This is a genomic window from Paenibacillus sp. FSL K6-4396, assembly GCF_038002525.1.
In the GTDB taxonomy this organism is placed as follows: domain Bacteria; phylum Bacillota; class Bacilli; order Paenibacillales; family Paenibacillaceae; genus Paenibacillus; species Paenibacillus amylolyticus_B.
Genome location: NZ_JBBOCR010000001.1, coordinates 3,280,596 through 3,300,950, shown reverse-complemented (window position 1 = coordinate 3,300,950; position 20,355 = coordinate 3,280,596). Strand labels below are relative to the sequence as shown.

17 protein-coding genes are annotated in these 20,355 nt (G+C 44.3%); 5 read left to right on the top strand and 12 right to left on the bottom strand.

Annotated elements, in window-relative coordinates:
* Positions 1 to 252 precede the first annotated feature (252 nt).
* Both MHB85_RS14375 and MHB85_RS14370 read right to left on the bottom strand, forming a co-directional pair.
* Positions 253 to 1,233 (bottom strand): SDR family NAD(P)-dependent oxidoreductase, encoded by a 981-nt coding sequence (locus MHB85_RS14375; RefSeq protein WP_341073135.1) that lies wholly within the window; start codon positions 1,231 to 1,233, stop codon positions 253 to 255.
* 169 nt (positions 1,234 to 1,402) lie between these two features.
* A complete protein-coding gene (locus tag MHB85_RS14370) occupies positions 1,403 to 2,026 on the bottom strand; it encodes a hypothetical protein (RefSeq protein WP_341073133.1) in 624 nt (207 codons plus the stop codon).
* Between the two features lie 163 nt (positions 2,027 to 2,189).
* On the opposite strand from MHB85_RS14370, the gene MHB85_RS14365 reads away from it, so the two are divergent.
* On the top strand, positions 2,190 to 2,864 hold the full coding sequence (locus tag MHB85_RS14365) for a class I SAM-dependent methyltransferase (protein WP_091016429.1): 675 nt from the start codon (positions 2,190 to 2,192) through the stop codon (positions 2,862 to 2,864).
* Between the two features lie 69 nt (positions 2,865 to 2,933).
* Here MHB85_RS14365 and MHB85_RS14360 read toward each other — a convergent pair whose 3' ends face one another.
* The 5 genes from MHB85_RS14360 to MHB85_RS14340 all read right to left on the bottom strand — a co-directional run bounded on the left by MHB85_RS14360 (position 2,934) and on the right by MHB85_RS14340 (position 9,701).
* Positions 2,934 to 4,337 carry a PQQ-binding-like beta-propeller repeat protein gene (locus MHB85_RS14360; RefSeq protein WP_341073131.1) on the bottom strand — a complete coding sequence of 468 codons (1,404 nt, stop codon included), beginning with the start codon at positions 4,335 to 4,337 and terminating at the stop codon, positions 2,934 to 2,936.
* Positions 4,338 to 4,534: 197 nt separating this feature from the next.
* Positions 4,535 to 6,586, bottom strand: a complete 2,052-nt coding sequence (locus MHB85_RS14355; protein WP_341073130.1) for a serine hydrolase domain-containing protein — start codon at positions 6,584 to 6,586, stop codon at positions 4,535 to 4,537.
* Between the two features lie 110 nt (positions 6,587 to 6,696).
* A complete protein-coding gene (locus MHB85_RS14350; RefSeq protein ID WP_341073129.1) occupies positions 6,697 to 7,998 on the bottom strand; it encodes a sensor histidine kinase in 1,302 nt (433 codons plus the stop codon).
* Position 7,999: 1 nt separating this feature from the next.
* Positions 8,000 to 8,740 carry a LytR/AlgR family response regulator transcription factor gene (locus tag MHB85_RS14345; RefSeq protein ID WP_222215606.1) on the bottom strand — a complete coding sequence of 247 codons (741 nt, stop codon included), beginning with the start codon at positions 8,738 to 8,740 and terminating at the stop codon, positions 8,000 to 8,002.
* A 196-nt stretch (positions 8,741 to 8,936) separates the two neighbouring features.
* Positions 8,937 to 9,701, bottom strand: coding sequence for a YheC/YheD family protein (locus MHB85_RS14340; RefSeq protein ID WP_244660882.1), 765 nt, complete (start codon positions 9,699 to 9,701; stop codon positions 8,937 to 8,939).
* Between the two features lie 202 nt (positions 9,702 to 9,903).
* On the opposite strand from MHB85_RS14340, the gene MHB85_RS14335 reads away from it, so the two are divergent.
* Together MHB85_RS14335 and MHB85_RS14330 are read left to right on the top strand one after the other, a co-directional pair.
* Entirely contained in the window at positions 9,904 to 10,713 is an 810-nt protein-coding gene (locus MHB85_RS14335; protein ID WP_149846629.1) for a DUF6492 family protein, read from the top strand.
* A 17-nt stretch (positions 10,714 to 10,730) separates the two neighbouring features.
* Positions 10,731 to 12,104 (top strand): sugar phosphate nucleotidyltransferase, encoded by a 1,374-nt coding sequence (locus MHB85_RS14330; protein ID WP_341073128.1) that lies wholly within the window; start codon positions 10,731 to 10,733, stop codon positions 12,102 to 12,104.
* 105 nt (positions 12,105 to 12,209) lie between these two features.
* Here the strand turns inward: MHB85_RS14330 and MHB85_RS14325 are convergent, their stop codons facing one another.
* The 5 genes from MHB85_RS14325 to MHB85_RS14305 form a co-directional block, all read right to left on the bottom strand.
* Complete coding sequence (locus MHB85_RS14325; protein ID WP_341073127.1) at positions 12,210 to 15,029, bottom strand: glycoside hydrolase family 2 TIM barrel-domain containing protein; 2,820 nt, start codon at positions 15,027 to 15,029, stop codon at positions 12,210 to 12,212.
* Between the two features lie 188 nt (positions 15,030 to 15,217).
* Positions 15,218 to 16,012 carry an SDR family NAD(P)-dependent oxidoreductase gene (locus MHB85_RS14320; protein ID WP_341073125.1) on the bottom strand — a complete coding sequence of 265 codons (795 nt, stop codon included), beginning with the start codon at positions 16,010 to 16,012 and terminating at the stop codon, positions 15,218 to 15,220.
* A 130-nt stretch (positions 16,013 to 16,142) separates the two neighbouring features.
* Positions 16,143 to 17,141 (bottom strand): helix-turn-helix domain-containing protein, encoded by a 999-nt coding sequence (locus MHB85_RS14315; protein ID WP_341073124.1) that lies wholly within the window; start codon positions 17,139 to 17,141, stop codon positions 16,143 to 16,145.
* 206 nt (positions 17,142 to 17,347) lie between these two features.
* On the bottom strand, positions 17,348 to 17,920 hold the full coding sequence (locus MHB85_RS14310) for an esterase/lipase family protein (RefSeq protein WP_223869139.1): 573 nt from the start codon (positions 17,918 to 17,920) through the stop codon (positions 17,348 to 17,350).
* 186 nt (positions 17,921 to 18,106) lie between these two features.
* On the bottom strand, positions 18,107 to 18,415 hold the full coding sequence (locus MHB85_RS14305) for a hypothetical protein (protein ID WP_091016450.1): 309 nt from the start codon (positions 18,413 to 18,415) through the stop codon (positions 18,107 to 18,109).
* A 162-nt stretch (positions 18,416 to 18,577) separates the two neighbouring features.
* Between MHB85_RS14305 and MHB85_RS14300 the strand changes: the two genes are divergently transcribed.
* A complete protein-coding gene (locus MHB85_RS14300) occupies positions 18,578 to 19,813 on the top strand; it encodes a GAF domain-containing hybrid sensor histidine kinase/response regulator (RefSeq protein WP_341073123.1) in 1,236 nt (411 codons plus the stop codon).
* A gap of 42 nt (positions 19,814 to 19,855) precedes the next feature.
* A complete protein-coding gene (locus MHB85_RS14295; RefSeq protein WP_341073121.1) occupies positions 19,856 to 20,281 on the top strand; it encodes a hypothetical protein in 426 nt (141 codons plus the stop codon).
* Positions 20,282 to 20,355 lie beyond the last annotated feature (74 nt).

The window sequence follows — 20,355 nt, the reverse complement described above, 5'->3', positions numbered from 1 at the left end:
TGCGTTCTCAAAAAGAACATGATTCCTCTATTTTAAATGGAAAAGCACTCACATTACAATCCATCACAGTTATTTCACTTCACTGAACCGTATAATGTATCCTTTCTTCCCTCTATTCTGATATATGATATTCACCTAACCATGAGGGATGTTACTTTCTCAATTCGTATGAGCAAAAATAAAAAAACGCTACGGACAACTTCAGTAGCGTTTAGTGTGTATCTCAATTTAATTGTTGTGTAAATCAAGGTTTTACGTGGTTGGGATATCCGTATCCGTCAGCTCCACGGACAGTTTCCATAGTCGAAGAGCTTGATCAGGATCAATCGCATATTCCTTCACCCCGTAGAAACCGCCATCTTCAGGAGCCATTTCACTGATGTCACAATCCTCGCAGTAGACACCGCCTTTGCCTTCAAGCTGAGGAGAGGTTGCTGCCCAGACTTGCGTTGCCGCCCCCTGCTCAGGTGTTTTGAACGCCGGATTGGCGACTTGTCCAGATTCATCAATCCATCCCAGAGCAATCATCTCATCTTTCGGCATATGACGCTGCAACGGCGTCATTATTCCACCTGGATGAACCGAAAACGCACGCACTCCCTGTTCAGCTCCACGTCTGTCCAGCTCAACGCTGAATAAAATGGTTGCTGTCTTGGACTGTCCATAAGCAGGGAATTTCTCATAACCATGCTCAAACTGGATATCATCCCAACGAATCGGTGAGAAATGATGTCCCGCTGATGCCAAGGAAACAACACGTGCGCCACCCCGACTTGCAAGTGCTGGCCATAACAGATTAGTCAGTGCAAAGTGGCCTAGGTGATTGGTTGCAAATTGAGCTTCCCAGCCCGGACCTACCCTTGTCTCCGGACAAGCCATGATGCCCGCATTAAGAATCAGCATGTCGATGTTGCGATCACTCGCGAGGAATCGCTCGGCAAAAGCACGAACGCTGGATAAATCAGCGAGGTCCAATGCATCTATTTCAACACCTTCCAGACCCGAAAGTGCTTCCTTCGCAACCGCTGGACGACGTGCAGTCACCACTACACGGGCTCCCGCATTAACAAGCGCATGTGTCGTCTCCAACCCGAGGCCGGAATATCCACCCGTTACAATAGCAAGCTGTCCTGACAAGTCCAGATCTTTCAATACCTCCTCCGCTGTACTGTTATGGTTGAAGCCAGAGCCTATTTTATGTTGTAAAGTTCTAAAATTATTTTCCTCTGTCATTCTGTTCATCTCCTTGGCAATATTTCTTCTTCTTCAAAGTCTACACCCTAGAGCGTACTCTAAGTCAAATGAAAGTGAATACATCACCTCGCAACTTCTCCGTGCAATCTGCAAAAGTAAAAAAGCCGCCAGTTGGCGACTTTCGTTGAAAACATTATAGTCATCTAAGTTACGAATCACCCTGAACGGTGGATAACGAAACAAGGACCGGGCTGGCGAAATCAGAGGCCTCTTCTCCTTTTGGATTATGAAGACGGAATAAAAATGCGTCCCCTTCTTCTGATTTCCAGACCATATAATCGCTAATTCCTTCTTCACCAGAGGCCTGAAGATAGAGCTCGGCATAACCAAGCGGGTGTTCTACCAGTTCTCCACTATAATCGGATACCTTACCGGCTTTTTCTAATTCTTCTTTACCCGCTGTCTCCAGTTCTGCCAGATTATAATCCGAAGGCAGTGGTTCAATATCCACATAATAGTCAGCATTACTAGACAGTGACAGACGGCCTTGAGCAGCATCAAATGTGAATTTCTCGAATAGGTACAAGGAAAATCCTTCTCCTTGTTGCAAGGTCGCTTCTAGTGATTGATTGCCATCTGCCGTCAACATTTCAAAACTTTCGGTCTGTTGACGCTTCCTTTCATTTCCTGTTGAAGGTGCTGGAGCAGATTCACCTACTGGCATTGATGGTTCAGGGATAGCCGAAGGTTCATTACTACCAGAGCAAGCTGTAAGTGTTAGAACTATAACGATTAACGAGATACTCATCATAATAGAACGTGGTTGAAACATCAGGTTCATTCCTCCCTGTCTATATTCTGCGCTTACATGTTATTACCCATGGCAGAGACTCGGAACCCATAGGTCCAACCTATGAGTTTATCCATAATCAGTATTTCCCTTAATCCCTTCCAGTTTGTAAAATATGGAGAAAACCTCAAGGAGTGATGAGCACATGGAATTCTCAGTAAAGCAGCTGTTTGATAAGGTAGCCCAAGATTATGATGTGCAGCGAAAGCAGCTTATCCCTTGTTTTGATGATTTTTATGGAATGGCTCTGGACCTAATGGAAAGCCCGATCGATTCTCCACGTATTCTTGATCTGGGTGCAGGAACGGGACTGCTCTCCGGATTGGTCCTGCAAAAGTATCCCAACGCGCGATTAACCCTGATCGATATTAGTGATCATATGCTCGAAGGAGCACGTCGAAGATTTGCTGATGCGAACCAAGTGCAGTATGTGGTCGGGGATTACTCCAAGTACGATTTCACCAGTTCCTACGACATGATTATTTCCTCCCTGTCTATTCACCATCTGACCCACGCTGACAAGAAAAAGGTGTTTGACTCTGTACATAAGCTGTTAGAACCAGGCGGATGCTTCATCAACGCAGATCAGGTTCAGGGAAGAACCCTCGATACGGACACCTATTACCGCCAGCGCTGGTTGGAAGCGATTCAACAAAGTGGTTTGTCTGAGGAAGCCATCTCGGCTTCGATCGAAAGACGCAAGGTGGATATCAATGCCACGCTGGAGGATCAATTGAAGTGGTTGGAGGAAGCGGGGTTTCGTGTGGCAGATTGCATGTACAAGTACTTGGACTTTGCAGTGTTTTATGCGCAAAAATAAAAAAAGACCGGATTATGAGCAAGCTATGCCGTAATCCGGTCTTTTCACATATTTTTCATTCTAGATCACTTATTTCAGCGATGCTGGCAGCTTAACGCCGAGAAGTTTGCCTTCGGCTTGGATGATGATCATTCCGTTTGTCTTCAATGTCGTGTTGTGCAGATCTCCCCCGGTAGCGACTCGAAAAGCTGGCTGACCCGTCATCATGTTGAGGGCAAGCAGGGTGCCGTTACGTTGCGCTCGATACATTCCTTTACCGTAAACATCAATCTGAGAAACCGGGGCATCACCATGCCACTGAACCTCCTGACCATTAGCCAGCTTAATGCCTTTAAGTTCACCTGTCTCGAGGTTTTTGTACACCATCCGTTCCTGTACAATGCCAAGTAACTCCATTTTGTCCCCGTAAGGTTGGTGAAACGTTCGAATTGGCGTAGTTTCCGACTTGGTTGTATTCAACGAATACTCCGCTATGTTGTCCCCCTGCGCAATGTACAGTTTGTCTTTATTGACAAGTATATCTCCTCTACCATTCATATACGGTGGGTCACCCGGCATGGTCCACCTGTACTCCTGACTTCCTTTCAACACACCGGTCTTCAGGTTGTACGCATTAACTTTCCATTTGCGTTCAGGTGAAGACTCATCATCTTCCAACATTGGAGAATAAAAATCCACCGAATACACAAGACCGTCTTTGATCTGAATACCTTCCCCCTGACCAAAATGACCCCATAACTTCTTGCCCGTTTTCTTGTCAAACGCATTAAGTTGAACGGATGTAAGTGCCCCTTGGACAAAAAAGGTTCTCAGTACAACACCATTAGACTCTTCAAGATATTCAGTACCGTGACCTTCGCCTAATGGCTCATCTGCCTTCCAGCGCAGTTTGCCTGACTGGATATCCAGTGCAAACATTGTACTCCCCTTAATCACGTAGAGGGTATCCACCGTTGGAATCAGCGCTTCCGTACGTTGAACCGTATCAATCCAGGTGGATGTTCCTGACTGCCATTTGGCTTTGCCTGTCTTCGCATTCAAGGCATATGGCTTGTGATCACTGGTAAGTCCGTAGAGGACGCCCCCTTGATAGGTAATATAAGGTGTCAGTTCTTTGCCGTAAGTCCACAACCGTTTACCTGTTGTCGCATCAAGTGCAATCAACTTCGATCCAGCAAACGTGAATACTTTGCCTTCTTCTGCAATGGCATTAGCTCCGATGTACGTCTCGTTCATATTCAAATGGTTATCTACTTTCGCTGTCCAAGTAGGTTTCAGCTCAGGCACTGTGATACGCTGATACGAGTACCAGTTACGGATGGATACATCCGATGCTTCAGCATGTACCTGAGATGGTAACACGCCGATGACTCCATGAACCATCAGCATTCCCGCAGTAAGACCAGCAATGATGGGTCTGCCTGCTCTTCTTTTGTAATGCTTCATTGTGTGACGTTTATGTCGATTGATCATAGAAAGTGATTCCTCCTGTGAAAAATGAGCCTAATATATAACTATATAAAATATAACGAGCAGTGAGGTCGAAAAGTTACCAGACTGTTAAATTATTCTAATAAAAAAATCAAAAAAGCCGCCATAAGGCGACTTCCTGAATATGACATTATTTATGTGACAAATTGCGATTGTGATTTTGTAACGCAATCCCTGCTTTACTTTAATTTAATCTGGAATACATCACCGGCGTCCCCACCAAAAACGATAAAACCACTTTTCGGGAGCTTCGTCGATTCCGGATTGGTTGCTACAGAGAAGTCAACCATTTCCCCTTTATCATTATACACTGCATAACCTCCGGTCTTCGGAGAATCCACCGTGATGGATTTGTTACCCGATCGGGCGTCGATCGCATACCACCGGGCTTGACCGTTTGCCGGAATAGTCGTAATTCCTTTTTTTCCACCAAAGATTGGAGTAATCGCATCCTCTGCAATGTATTCCTGTCCATCCTGAATCAAAATCTCAGCGCCATGCTTCGTGTAAAATTGCAGATCAAATGCGTCTCTTCCGTTCATCACAGGAATCTGGGCGATATTCTCTGCGTTGTTCGCATCCATGATTTGCGTGCCATTAGCATAGCCATTTTTGGCATCAACGGAAAGGTTCTTGATCAGCATCGATGGAAGCAGATAAAAGATCGATGTTATTTTTTCATCCAACGCGTAATATTTCGAGCCGTCACGAGCTGTCCACTTCTCTTTGGTTGCTGCGTCAAGCGCATTATGATCCAATTTTTGATAATCATACGTGTTCATTACCGTTTGGCCTATGCCGGGTAACGTTATCATGCCTTGAACTTTAACATACACCTTGTCATTACGTTCCTTCACAAAACTAGCTTTCACACTGCCGTCCGTGCTCGTAAAATGTTCATCGCCTGTGTACACATAGTTCTGCTCCGGGATAATGCCTCCTAGCAAGGCAGGGAGTTTGAATTCACCATCCTTGATTGCTATATCAAGTGTTTCACCTACAGTACCATACAGACCTGAGTACGTATTCAACTCCGTTGGCATTTTCACTTTCACAGGTGGTAGGAATGTCTGATCAGGCTGAACATCGTCGATGATGCCCTGATCCTCGAGAACGTCCAGCAGCACTTTGCTGGCAAACATCTGATTGTAGACGGAAGATCCACCAGATGATAGAACCGCCATTGAAATATCATGTTCGGGTATAGTGATTAACACGGCATGGTACAACATGGTATCCCCACCTTTGGCAAGCGCGGTAATCCCATAATCGCTGAAAGGTGCAAGGTCAACCGCGTCCCACCCCAAGCCATAATTGATCGTATTTTGCTCATCAGATACCCATATGCCCTTACGATACTCATGAGATTGCATGGCCTTCACAGCAGATTCGGACAGAATATCCGGTCTGTTCCCCATTAAAACCTCTCCGAATTTACTCAATTCTTCTGCGGTAGAGTACACTCCGCCTGTGCCGATAATGTTTGCATTTTCGGTAGGCATCTTCATCTCAAGTGTAGGCCAATAGGTTTCGGATAATTGCGCTCTGTCAAAGGAATCTAGTGGTGTCTTCGTTGATTCCAACTTCAACGGCTCGCTGATGAACTTGGCGATATATTCGCTGTAGCTTAACCCACTCACCCGTTCAACCAGGATTTCAAGCAATTGAAAACCGTCATTGGCGTAGACGGAGTATGCGCCAGGTTTGGATTTCAGTTTTTCGGACTGAAGTTTAAGCAATAACTCATCATGATTGCGGGTGTCATTATCGTCAAACAACATGCTGTTTCCATAATGTGTACCGTAAAGACCGGATGAATGATTCATCAACATGCGCGGTGTGATTTGAGTATAGCGCGCATCTGCCATTTTAAAGTCCTTGATATACGAAGTAAGCGGCTCATCCAGATCTACTTTACCTGAATCGACAAGCTTCATGGCGGCTGCCGTAACAACCATTTTGCTAACCGAGCCTATGCCATACATGCTATCCTTGTCTATTGGCTTCTGTGATGCCTTATCGTGCAGTCCGACACTATCTGATAAAATATATTCCCCTTCATCCATGATCGCATATTGCACACTGGTGACACCGTAGTTTTGCACCATCTCCTTGGCGATCTGCTCCGCCCGTGCCTCAATCGTACCGTTGTTATTCGCCTCTGCTCTGACATCTGCCAGCGGTGTAATTACAAGTACCGCTGTACATAAAAAACTAATTAGTTTCTTCATCATATGTCCTCCCTCAAATGTTCTTATGAATGAATTCATCATATCCGGGAAGAGACTGACCAAACGCAAACGGACCCTGAATGGAAAAAAACAACCCCTGAACGGCAGGTTCAGGGATTGTCGGTGTGGAACGGAAGCACAACCATGTTGTTAAATTTCCGATGCTGATGCTCAATACTCATATGTCCACCATATTTCTCGCACATTCGCGATATATTGGTTAGACCGATCCCATGGTACTCCGGATTGGGCTTGTCACTTTTCAAGTCAACGATCGGTTGCTCCACATGATTCATGATCTGGATGACCAGTGCAGTTGATGTGGAGTGCATGGCAATCAGGATGTATCGATCCTCGGCCTGTCTAACCTTCTTGGAGGCCTCAATTGCGTTATCGAGCATGTTACCAAGCACTACGCACAGATCGTATCGATCGATCTGGATATGTTGCGAGTGAAGCTGGATTTTGGTGTCGATTTTGATTCCGTTTGCCTGCCCCATAGCCAGGGTATTCGTAACGAGAGCATCAATGACCAGATTGCCGGAGTTCACCCTCTGGTATGCACCTTCAATCGTATTTAACGTAGACTTGATATGGTCACCTGCTGCCGCCAGTTCGTTACGTTGGATACATTCATCAATATACAGAAATTGCTGATTGATATCATGGATGATGGATTTAATGTTTTTGAAACTGTGAACGGTCTTCTCATAGTTGGCATCCTGGTAGTCCATCTGACGCTGTAACTGGCTATTTTCATGCGTGAGCTGTACCTTTTCCACCATATTATCGAATACATAAACAATAAACACATTGAGAAAAAGAGAGCCCAGCACAGAAATCACGTAGAATATGTTTTTTTCACTATAGATCGAGGCCACATTGATCTGATAGATCGTAATGATCGGCACAATGAGAAACAACAAATAATAACGATAATGAACGGCAAAACCTCTGCGCTTGGCAACTAGACGCACAATTTGAATAACAATAAACATGATACTGCATCCAACCAGCATCACTTTGGAGAGAATCCAGTAGTTTTCACCATTGAATTGTTCCCATGAGATGAAGTCTCCTGTGGATTCCAAAACTCCGAGAATATATACTGCTATCGTATTCGCCATAGTAATCAGGACTGCATATAGAATGGTAAAAACAAGCTTGATTTTGAACTCCACTTTATAGGACTGTGCCAGACTGAAGATTAATAGCAGAGCAACAGCAGTCGAAACAAGATCGGAGAAGGAAGATGCCAAATAAAAATAACCCAGCATAACAAATACTACGAAATAGAGTGCTCTCTGTGTCTTCCGCTTGGACTTGCCCAGCACAGAATCAAAATAAAAATTCGCCTGAAACGCCATGAGTAAGGTCACAAAGATGATGGAAAAAATCATATAGGTATCCATATCATTGAATCCTCATGATCATGTATTTGGTATACGCATCCTTGACTTCTTTGACCTTGGATCGGCCTATGGGCAGTTCCGTTCCATTCAACATAACGACTTGGGTACCGGAAAACTTCTGAACATGCATCAGGTTGATGATAATCGAGCGATGAATCTGCAAGAAACCATGGTCTTTCAAACCAATAGCATAGCTGGATAAAATGCCTTTGGTCTCATGTACATTTTCCTGTGTCACAAAATTCAACTTGTTCTTGATTGTTAAACTTTTGACGACCTCAATCCAGAGAATATCATCATATTTCAGCAACAGTTCATCATAGTCTGATTTGATTAATACATACTTTTTGTCCAATGCCTGAAAATATTGACACAGCTTAATCATCTTTTCATCGAAAACTTGCGGCTGGATTGGCTTGATCAGATATTGAAAGGTGATGACATCAAAGCTCTCCACCATATATTCCGGATAACTGGTCAGAAACATAATCTGTACATCCAGAAACTTCATGTTCCTGATCTCTTTAGCGGTCTGAATCCCGTTCATTCCGCCCATCTCCACATCCAAGATGAGAATATTGAATGTGTCCCCAACCTCTCTGTAGTGTGAGAGCAGTTGTTCACCAGATGTGAATAGGCTAATTTGAAAATCAAAATTGGTTTTTAGAGATAAGGAGACCAGCATCGTTTTCACACGTTCTCGTTGCTGCTCCTCATCATCACAGATTGCAATATTGAACATGGGGACATCCGCCTTTCATCGACATCGACTCTGAATTTCACTCTCGAATATACTATTTTAGCATAGGTTTCGGAGTCGAATTGGGATGAAATGCATTATTCCGACCCTAAAACGCAGATCAACAAAAAAAGTCGCCACATTGGCGACTCTTGAGCTTGAAACCTTCTCCAGCCATTCCTATGAAAAGTCCGGTCTGTTATTTTGTTTTTTTGGGCACAGCATGGCGGTAATATCGTATGACCTTGCGATACATCGTCTTGTCCTTTAATTGATTGAATATATATGGGTCAGGTTTGACATTCACTTCAATAATCCAGGGTTTCAGACTGTGGTCAAGGCCGATATCCACGCCGATTTGCTTTAGATACGGGTACTTTTTTTTCATATGACGAGCTATGCGCAGGCTAAGCTCATTCATCTCCTGAACCAGTTCATTCCTGCGTTTTGTGGATGCATGTGATTGTAGCAGCTTGTGAATATCCATCGGTGTACCACCACTATGATAATTGGTTACGATTTTCTTTGGATGACCCAGTCGGCCGATGATTCCGGTAGCTTCCCAATGTTTGGTCGGGCTTAGCTGTATCATGACTCGGATGTCAAAACGTCTGTTATTGTGCTTAAGAAGATGGATTCCTCTCTGAATCAGATAACTTCTTTTATTCACCAAGCGAGTCAGACTGTTATAAAAGGATTCAAAGCTGTCAAACGTCAGACGTTTTTGCTCTATCTGATAGACAAAATGTTGATGACTTTCCATCTCGGCCTTAATAACACCCATCCCGAAAGTGCCTCTCTCGGGTTTGACATAGACCATTCCATATTTGCTGATCATGGATTTCAGATTCGTTTTGTTATATTTCTGTGTGTCGGGGATAAACGGTTTAATTAATTCATTATTAATGATTAATTTTGTTTTTAACCACTTACTTCTTAACGGCTGCAATTTATCAACTCCCATGTCGTAAACTCTCCCTTCAGCAACCGCATCATAGCCCGCTGTTTGATCAAGATCCTGCAAGCATTATATGTAATACCGATAAAGGAACCCTCAACAAAAGCCCCTATTCGTAAAAATGTATATTTGCACATGCCCTGACCAAAACACTTTTGCACACATACCATATAATGAGTCATCACGATTTGTGCAAGGAGTTGAGAAGATGTCCGTCCAGCCTGGAATCCGGTTGAATAATGCACCTAAGATTGATGTTCTTATACCAGCGATCGAGAAAGATTTGGCTACCCTTCCCCTCGTCATCGATAACATCCGTCGTTATGTAAAACATCCCATCGGAAGCATATATATTGTTTCTCCGGTCAGCACCAAAATCAGAAAACTTTGTTCCCTTAAAAACTGCATTTTTGTTAATGAGCGATCCGTCCTGCCTATAACCAAAAACGAGATACACTACCAGTCCTCCCGATGGAATCGGTCAGGCTGGTTATATCAGCAGCTGCTCAAAATGAACGGAGATTCCATTGTGAAGGCAAAGTACTTTCTAGTCATGGATGCAGATACCGTACTGATTAAACCTCATTCATTTCTTGTAGAAGGAAAAACAGTCTTTTACTGCCGTGACTGGAGCCAACCGGAATATTTCAATACCTACCGCAAGTTGTTAGGCATGAAAGCTCCGCGTCCCCGCTCTTTTGTCACCCATTATATGCTGTTCGACAAATCGAAACTCGCTGCCTTAAAACAAAAAATTGAAGCTGTTCATAAGCAGCCATGGTATAAAGCGATCATCTCCAATATCAATAAGAAGAAACAGTTTGGTTTCTCCGAGTATGAAACGTATGCCAATTTTATGTATACGAAGAACCCAGGCGGCATGATCCTTAGAAGTTCCAAGAATAAAAGTCTGAATGTGAACGCTTCTTCGTTAAAAGAGCAACAAATCCGCAATCTCGCTCTTAAATATCGTTCTCTTTCCTTTCATAAACGGAAAATCTATAGTAAAGCTCCCTGAGCTTAAGGAGGAAGCCCATGCATATCGTACTGCTGTGCGGCGGCTCTGGCAAAAGGCTCTGGCCTTTATCCAATGAGCTTCGCTCCAAGCTGTTCATAGATATACTTCCATCACCCGCTGGAGGTAGGGAATCCATGATCAGCAGAGTATGCCGCCAGCTTGACAGTTCATCCCTAACGGATTCAACACTCATTATTTCACATCAGGATCAGGCTAATATTACGGCACGACATACTCAAGGCAAAATACCAGTCATTGGGGAACCTTATAAACGAGGCACTTTTACTGCGGCGGCTTTAGCGACGTTATATCTGCAATCCTTCCGAATGGCCAAGGATGACGATGTGATCTGTATCGCGCCAGCTGATGTGTTCGCAGGTGAAGATTTTTTCAGCAACTTCCAATTACTGCCGGACATATTGAAACATTCTCAAGCCGATATCGCTTTAATTGGGACAAGGCCTACACATGCTTCAGAACAGTATGGATACATCCTGCCAGGTGGAGAAGAACGTAATGCTTATGCGCCCATAACACAATTTATAGAAAAACCCGAAGCCACCATTGCTGAAACTCTGTTACAACGTGGGGCACTGTGGAACTGTGGTGTGTACGCATTCACCGTCGCGTTTATGATATCCCATATTAAAAAAATGGGGCTTCCGGTTCATTATGATCAATTGTCGTCCCTGTATGAAGCGTTGCCTGAACGCAGTTTTGACAAGCATGTTGCAGAAAAGGCGCAGCGGGCCGTAGTCCTGCCTTATAAGGGAGTATGGCAGGATATCGGAAGCTGGGATACGCTGTGCGAACAGTTAGATACCCATGTAATCGGACACGGTGGAATCTCGGGTTCTTCCTCCGATTCCTATATTATTAACGAGCTTCCCTACCCCATCCAAGTCATTGGCGTGCCAGGTATTATCGCTGCCGCAAGTCCGGATGGCATTCTCATTGCCAACAAAAATAATTCAAATGAAATTAAAGCGCAATTGGGTAACTTGCCATTAAAACCGATGTATGGTGAAGCAACCTGGGGCAGTTATCGTGTCATTGAGAGTTCGTTAGACGATGAGAATACAACTGTAACCACATTAAACATAACGGTTCTACCAGGCAAACATATCGGGTTGAACTGGCATAGAACTGGGTGTAGAGCATGGACCGTGCTTGCAGGCAGTGGGCAAGTGCTTGTTAACGGAAAGGTCATGCAAGTGAATATGGGCACTCAGTTCGCGATTACCAAGGAGAGTCTCTTTTCTATTCTGGCTGATACCAGGATGGTGATCCTTGAGGTCCGGATCGGAGTAACAGAGGATAAAGACAACATACTTTTTGAAGAAAAAGATTGGAATGTAATCCTAAAAAGTGCAGGTTCATCTAGCGCTTAACGGAGAATGAATCGATTCAATCTGCATGTCTTATAGCCCCTTCCATTCGCGGAAGGGGCTCATTGGCATAATTAAGGGAAACCTGACACCTCTTCTCCCTATATCTTAGTTAAACAACTTGCGAAGTTCCTCTACTTCCAGACGTGCAACGGGCTGGTAAGCGGAACTTTGTACATAACGCTGGAAGCTGTATAACAACTGTCTGCCCTCCAATGTAGTCATCAGACGCTCCAGATTCAGCGCTCCCATCAGCACTCTCCCCTTCCGGACCCGACACTCCATCAACAGGCCAAGCTTGTGGTTTCGCTCAAAATTATCAATGGTCTGCACGATCGGATTCAAGTCTTTATCCAACTCATCCAAGATGATCGATGAGGACTCGGACACGATGCTCCACCACGGATAAGTTGAGTGCTCCTCTGTGACAAAATGGTCGAAGGCCGGATGATCCTGTTGAATTAACAAGCCCATTGTGCCCACAGGAACTTCTCTTTTCATATTCTCCGAAATTGATCGGAACATAGGGTAAGACCAGAAATCGGTGCTATAGAAACCTTGAATCGCGTGTTGAAGCTGATTGGGATTCGGGAAAAGTAAAATATCCTCGCCCTGCTCAAGCAGCGCCAACGCCTGTTCCGAGAGTTCGGTAAATAGATTCAAACCGCTCAGGTCCACTTCCTCCTGACTCGGGTAGATCCACAGGTCGTAAGACTTACGGATATCCGTGCCCGGAATGGACAGTCTAAGCTCCACTTTGGTCATATTGGAGACTTCAGGAATGCGAATGCTGAGATCCGCGACATTCACATAATGTTCTCCATGGGTCGCTGGCAGGTCTGTTTTCCCTTCCAATAGGACGCTTCCTTCGATCTGCTCGCTTTGAATTTCCCACTTCAATTGAAGTCCATCCAATGCTTGTCTCCGGAAGTAACTTAGTTCAATGCGTGCTTCGAACAATTCACCCGCTAGATAATTATATTTGGGGAATCTCGCGAGCAGCACAGCGTCGGAACAAAACGTTCTCCACTCCTCAGGTGTAATCATGCCTTTGGAATCCATGAATGCGTCCAGTACACCCACCAGCGCTGTTCCCTGACCACTGAAATCCTGAAGATCCAGCAGCTGGAACCCAGCTAGTTGCTGCGAACGAAAAGCAGCTTCCAGTTCTTCCTTGTAACATGCGACCGCGAGTTTACCAGAGGCTCTGAAGTAGGCTTCCGCCAGATGTCCCAGCCCTTTGGCATTCAGACGCTCTCGAAACACTTCGAAATTCTTGGCTTTGAGAGAACCCGTATACTTGTTGATCTCCTCGAAATTAGGAAACGTGGCGTACTGTCCTATTTCATGCGAGATGATTGGTACGTGTGAGACAAGTTGGTCACTTCCAGCTTCGGCCTGCACTGTTTTGGAACCTGTCCCATACTGAATCTGAATCTCTTTGTCCCCAGTCTGACCAGAAGGGTCAGCATCGCTGCCTTGCTCAGGTACAATGTTTGAATCGTAATCTTTCAATGTATTTGGCAGGTCGGTCTGCACGTGACCGAGCGGAGCATCACACATCGCATATGAACCTCTGAACAGGCGCTCTTTGGAGAAACGAACCCCGCAGAAGAATTCACTTTCCTCCAGAATGTCCGGCACAAACTGAAAGTTATTCGAACCTTCGGTGTATAGATGACGATGATCATATGCTTTGTATGCCTTCAGGATCGAATTCAATCTGTCCTTGCTTCCCCATAGTTCATTCCCCATGGACATCATGACAAACGAAGGATGATTACCAAAAGCACGCAGCATCGCAAATCCTTCGCTAATCAAGTAATCCTGCTCGGCTTGATTATGCCCATCTGAAGATTCATCCGTAATGGTTCCCCAGAACGGAAGCTCAGGCTCCATGTAGATGCCGAGCAGATCCGCTGCAATAAAAGCAGCCTCCGGAGGACAACAGGTATGGAAACGGTAGTGATTGATACCGTAGGACTTGGAGATAGCGAGAATACGAACCCATTCATCCACATCTGTTGGCGCGTATCCCGTGAGCGGAAAGATCAGCCCGTCATGTTTGCCTCGAAGAAACGTTTTGCGACCATTAATGGTGAATTTGTCTCCAGCAGCCCGGAATTCCCGTAATCCCGTCCATACTTCGGTGGAATCCAGCACTTCGCCGTCCTGATCTTGCAGATGAATATGAAGTTGGTACAGGTTAGGTTCATCATCACTCCATAACATCGCATCTTCGCCAATCTTGTACGTCAGCTGGATTTCCTGCGAATCCGGGGCGAAAATCTGTTCCTCGGTCGTATACACCGGATCTGCACTGACTGCAACAGCCGAAACCACGATTCGTACTTCTTGCAGGTCACCAACAAGTGCTGCCTTGATCTCGAAAGATCGAGTCGCAAGATCGGGATAGACCTGAACATTATCCAGGAAAACACGCTCAAAAAATTGAAGTTCCAATTTCCCGGTGATGCCGTTCCAATTCGTCTGCGTGTCTTCGGATGTAAGGTGACCACCTTTGGTTGGATAATTGGTATTGTCCACTCGAATGGTAATTGTATGAGTCCCCGCGGTTAGCCCTGCCTCAATCTCGTAACGGTGAGGTGTGTTCAGACTGTTTTGTGTTCCGCATTCCACCCCATCGATCCAAACTGTGGTTACTCGTGTTCGTTCCAGATGCAAGAAGCAACATTTGCCAGCCAAGTGTTCGGGAATTTCAATCTCGCGTGAAAACCAGGCATAACCCTCAAATAAGTACTCATCCGTCAGCGCACCGATTAACACATTCTCGTTTTTCTTGCCCTTGGCCGCATGAGATGTAGTATTTGGCAATGTAATAATGTCTGAGAAATTCAGACCACGTTCCACCTTATGTTCATCGAGTTGGAGTTTCCAAACGCCTTCCAGATTTATTGCAGCTATCATGATAGTGTCCCCTTTTAGATTCATATAATCAATAAAAGTAATCGCTTCCAATGAACAGAAATCGTTTTCGATAAATCATACCTGTATTATAAACTCGATTGACGCCCCTCGCATAGATCATTTACAAATAAAAAAGTCGCCAATGCTGGCGACATCTTATGGATACATATCCTGTATCCTGAACAATTTTAAAATATGGTGGGAACGATGCCCCCGTCCATCCGGATGGGAGAACCTCTGAAGGCTGAAGCATATGGGCTGCATACAAATGCAGCGAGTCTGCCTATTTCACTTGGCTTGATGAATCGCTGTAATTCGGACTGTGGCAGATTACTCTTCATAAAGTCTTTCTCTTTTTCTTCAAAAGTCAGTGCCTCATTAGGGTATATGCCCTCAATGATTTCTTGTACGTTTTCGGAAAGTGTCGGACCTGGCAGGATCGTATTGATCGTAACTTCAGTCCCTGCTGTCAGTTTGGACAAACTTTTGGATAATGACAGCAACATCGACTTGGTCATGCAATACTGAGGCATCTGGCCTGAGGGCATGAGGGCTTCTTCACTTGCGATGAAAATAATACGCCCGTCATTGTTCTTCATCATTTTAGGTAAATAAAATTGGGACAAGCCATTAGCAGCCAACACATTAATACGGAAATATTTTTCCCACACTTCATCATTTATGTCTTCATAACTCATGATTTCATATATACCCATGCTATTAATTAATATATCGACCTCAGGAAATTTCTCGAATAAAGCTTGGCGTTGCGCCAGATCCACAAGATCAGCGGTAGCCTTTTGCGGAGAGGTCTCCGGAAAAGTGGACTTCATTTCGCGAACTGTTCGTTCTACCTCTTCATCATTACGTCCATTAATCAGAACATGAACACCTTCTCGAGCGAGTTCTATAGCAATCGCTTTGCCGATCCCTTTTGTTGATCCTGTAACTAAGGCTGTTTTCTCTTTTAGTCCCATATCCATCCTGCATTTCTCCTTCTTGATTACAACTATCCGACAGCTGTTTCTTGAACATTGCGAACAGCTTCATTCACTGGACAGATATAATATTACGCAGTCTGAAGGGCTCAGTAACTAGCATCTTGCGACAAAGTTAATGCCTGACACGCCAATTCGAAGGAGTATCTCCTTCCCAGGTCCGGAACGCACGATAGAACGAATTCTGGTCTTCATATCCAACCAGGAATGCTACCTCTTTGATATCGAGCGAAGGATCTGCCAGGTACTCCCGGGCCTGCTCACGTCTGGCTTCGGTTAATAATTGCTTGAAGTTTGTGTTCTCTTCCGTCAGTCGCCGTTGCAAGGTACGATCACTCATACAAAGCTCTTTGGCGACCGTCTGGATGTCAGGGCGCTTTCCTGTGAGGTTACGTTTCAAGATCCATTTGACCACTTCAGTAACGGAACGACTGTTCTTCTGTTCGTCCAGCGACCGATCCAGAGCCGGGGTCAGGATCTCCAGTAACTCCTCGTTATACGAGAGAAATGGAAGATTCAGATCTTTTCGCTCTAGCGTCAGCCGATTATGGTTAGAATTTGTATCGACTCGACAGCCGAAGTAAGCTTCAAGGGTATATACGTTGCCCATCGGTTGGGTGAACTCGACCCTTTTGGCCATCAAAGGCTGGCCTGTACCCCTCCGTCCAAGTTCAAGCAAAAATGCCAGTGTAATACCGACCAATAATGGCGGACCTGTTAGCTCCTTATGTAACCATTCGAGTTCAATGATACATTCCTCCCCTGCTTCGGTAATCTGCAGACTCTCGGGAGGACACATTTGCTTGTAACGGACCATTCGATTCAACGCATCACGATAATCACGAGCATGGTACATCGCCAGCACAGGCGGAGGATACTTCGATATCTCATATCCGGTTGCAAGTTTGATGATGCCTTCGGCAGTTTCTCCAATGAGATCTGAATAAGCCTGCCAGATTGCATAGTACTGAGATTGAGTCACTACAGGTTTATTTATTGTCTCAAGAGATAGTTGTGCTGTGCGAGCGATGTCTTCTGAACCAATCCCTATTTGATGTAATCCGGCCCAAAAGCCTGGGTGAACCTTAATTCGATCATTCGGTTGAGGTTGCATGTGTACAGACTCCTTTAACTTTGTTCCATTTTTCATTCTGATTTCTAATTATAGAACGAATGTTGCTATTCTTAAATCTTACCTCAGTGAGCCATTTCCGGGTAATACGAAAACACGACTAACCATGAATGGTCCGTCGTGTTCAAGTCAATCATTCAATATATTATGAAAAAATGTACATTTGTTTGCCATTTTCACAATGTTAGCTACTCATTCAACGCAGTTTTGATCAGGGCATTCACCCGTGAGTTAAACAGCAGACCGATATGGGATACGAGGGAAACCGAAACATTGTTTGCCCCGTTCAACCGGGAAAGTACTGGGGACACAATCGTGTCACTGGTGGAATAGATCGAAGTCACCTTTATTCCACTCGGAGCTGTCGTTGTGGTCAATCGATTAGCCCCGCCAAGGGTAATCAACTTATCCACTTTGGAAGCGCCTCCACGGTTAAGTATGTAATAGAGACTATTAGCTCCACCCATGCTATGAGCTATAATATTGACTTTTGTATGACCCGTTTCGCGCAGAACATCATCTACGAATCGACTAATTGCTGCGGAGTTCAACAGCTGGTTTCCTTGTTTGCTAGGAAGGTCAATCGCGAATAATTCGTCTCTTGTCCACCCTTGGCTACGCAAATAACTCTCAATTGCTGTAAAATTGCTATCTGAACCAGTCAATCCATGCACCAATACAATGGGTGTACGTGCCGTAGCTGCAGATGCCTTTGAACTCGATCCTATTCCAGTTATTGATAAGGCAAGGATCATACTCATGAATGCAACAAGTATTAATTTGGTCTTTTTCACTTCATTCACTCTCCTGTAAAATGTTTTATATTCCATATATTACAATCTAACATATGGAATATAAATGAACCTTTAGTCTCATTTTTACAGGAATGTCCAAAGTATACTACAACTAACATGATTACATTTTTATCAAACCTAGTTCTCTACTTCTTATCCTTCAACGATGTCTGCACGTAGATCCGTTGCAATCTCAATCATTTTGGGTACAATAGCTTCGTTAGAAATAGCTACATACAGATCTCCCATGTACAAACGAAAAGCAATCTGTGTTCCCTCAAGGTCCCACATAAAAAAATCCCCATCGATGGACATGGTGCTCTCTGCTCCAACAATGTGAAGAACCGGTGAATAGGTGAATTCGGGCTTGGACTCGAAGTAGAGTTTGCATTCTTCCAGGGAGATGGATTGTTCCGCATTGCTTTCTTGTACGGACCGGGTAATTCGAAAACGCTGATTCATTGAAATGCCTCCACCACTTAATATATTTTTCATGTTCTACAGCATTATATTTTCTCATTTCCATCTTCCACTGTCAAAACCATACATGCTCTATTCTTCGAATTCATATATACTTAATACAGTGCACAACGAATTTCTACAATCAGGAGGAGTCAAATCAATATGTTGAAAACAGAATTCATTGATGTGCTATCTATAGTCTCACATAAATTATATGATTCGGCTGCTAATGTTATGGACACAGCAAGCAGGTTAATTCCTGCAAATACGTTTTGTATCGCTCAGTTGGATCATCTATCCACCAAAGTTCTGAACGTATATAATCGTGACAAACTAATTTTAGGTGAGGGACTTGTCGTTGAAAACGCCGAGTCATATTGTGCACTTGTGACTGAACATACCCAAGGTCCATTGGTAATTAATAACAATCTGACTCATCCGTTAACCAAACATATGGACGCTACAGAATTCGTAGGTGGTTGTTCATTTGTAGGCGTACCTATACATAATGAGAACGGAGAAATTTATGGCTCCCTCTGTTCGTTTGATCAGGATTACTATTCCTATCAACAAAAGGACGTGGATCTGCTTCTCTCCTTGTCTTCATTCTTCACAGGTCTTCTTGAGATGGAAACGACACTGCAACAGTTAAAACATGCGGAAGAAACCGCTGCAAAAGTACTGGAAGAGAAGAAAAATCTCTTAGCCGTCCTTAGCCACGAAATTCGTACCCCGATGAATGGTGTTCTTGCAATGGCAAATCTATTGCAATCTACCAAGCTGAATGAGGATCAATCGTTATATGTTAATGTCATAGAGTCTAGTGGAACCAGTCTGTTATCCATGATGGATCAAATTCTCGACTATTCCAAAGCAGAAGCGGGTGCGATCTCTCTGGAGATTAACCCCTACAGTGTCATTAAAACCGTCGACCATGTACTCCAGTTGTTCTCATCTGAAGCACAGAAAAAAGGTGTCCGATTATACGCAGAATACGATATAAATGATCATTTGATGCTTATAGGCGATCAGCAAAAAGTCCGTCAGATCCTAATCAATCTTGTTGGCAATGCGTTGAAATTCACGGAGCAAGGTGAAGTATGCATCTCTACGCAAGTATCTGCTGATCCAGAAGGTACACTCCATGCATCTTACGAGATAATAGATACGGGCATCGGCATCCCCCAGGATCGCCAAGATCTATTGTTCAAATCCTATTCGCAGATTCACGGCAACTCCGGAAAGTATGGTGGAGCGGGGCTAGGCCTATCCATCTGTAAACAACTTGCTGAATTGATGGGTGGGATTGTATGGCTTAAAGAAACAAGTCACTTGGGCAGTCGGTTTGCCTTTAATATTTCCAGCGCGTCACCAACGTCCATGCCAATTTCTGAATAAGGAATATATTATTCTATCTGAAATAGATAGGAGGTATATACGTTGACACAATTTCTGGATGCAAGATCATCGCAAAATGCTGCGTTGTTTAATTCCATTTCTATACCGATTCCAGTAATTAATACGCCTCAACTATTTGCACAGATTGGTCTGCAAACGGCTGGAGCCAGAGCCAATCCACGAGTTTCATTAAAAGGAACCATTACGGTGCGACTACCGCTTGCACTCTTTCAAGTTAGAATTACTATTGTTAGAGGCACCGTTGCTACGGATCCGATTGTGTACTCTGCTAACTTCACGTATGGGCTAAGCGGTCTCCTTAACCCCGAAGTTATTGTTTTCTCTGCCAACGACTACAATCCACCGATTCAGCCACAAATAACGTACACTGCTTTTATCAGTACTAACCTGCTCGGAACGGTGAGGGTGGGCCCAGAAAGTTTCGACGGATTTATCGTTTCGGATTAGAATGCATGTGTCCACCTGTTCCCCCATACTCTTAGCCTGTATCAACATGGACTAATTGGTATGGGGGTGTTTTA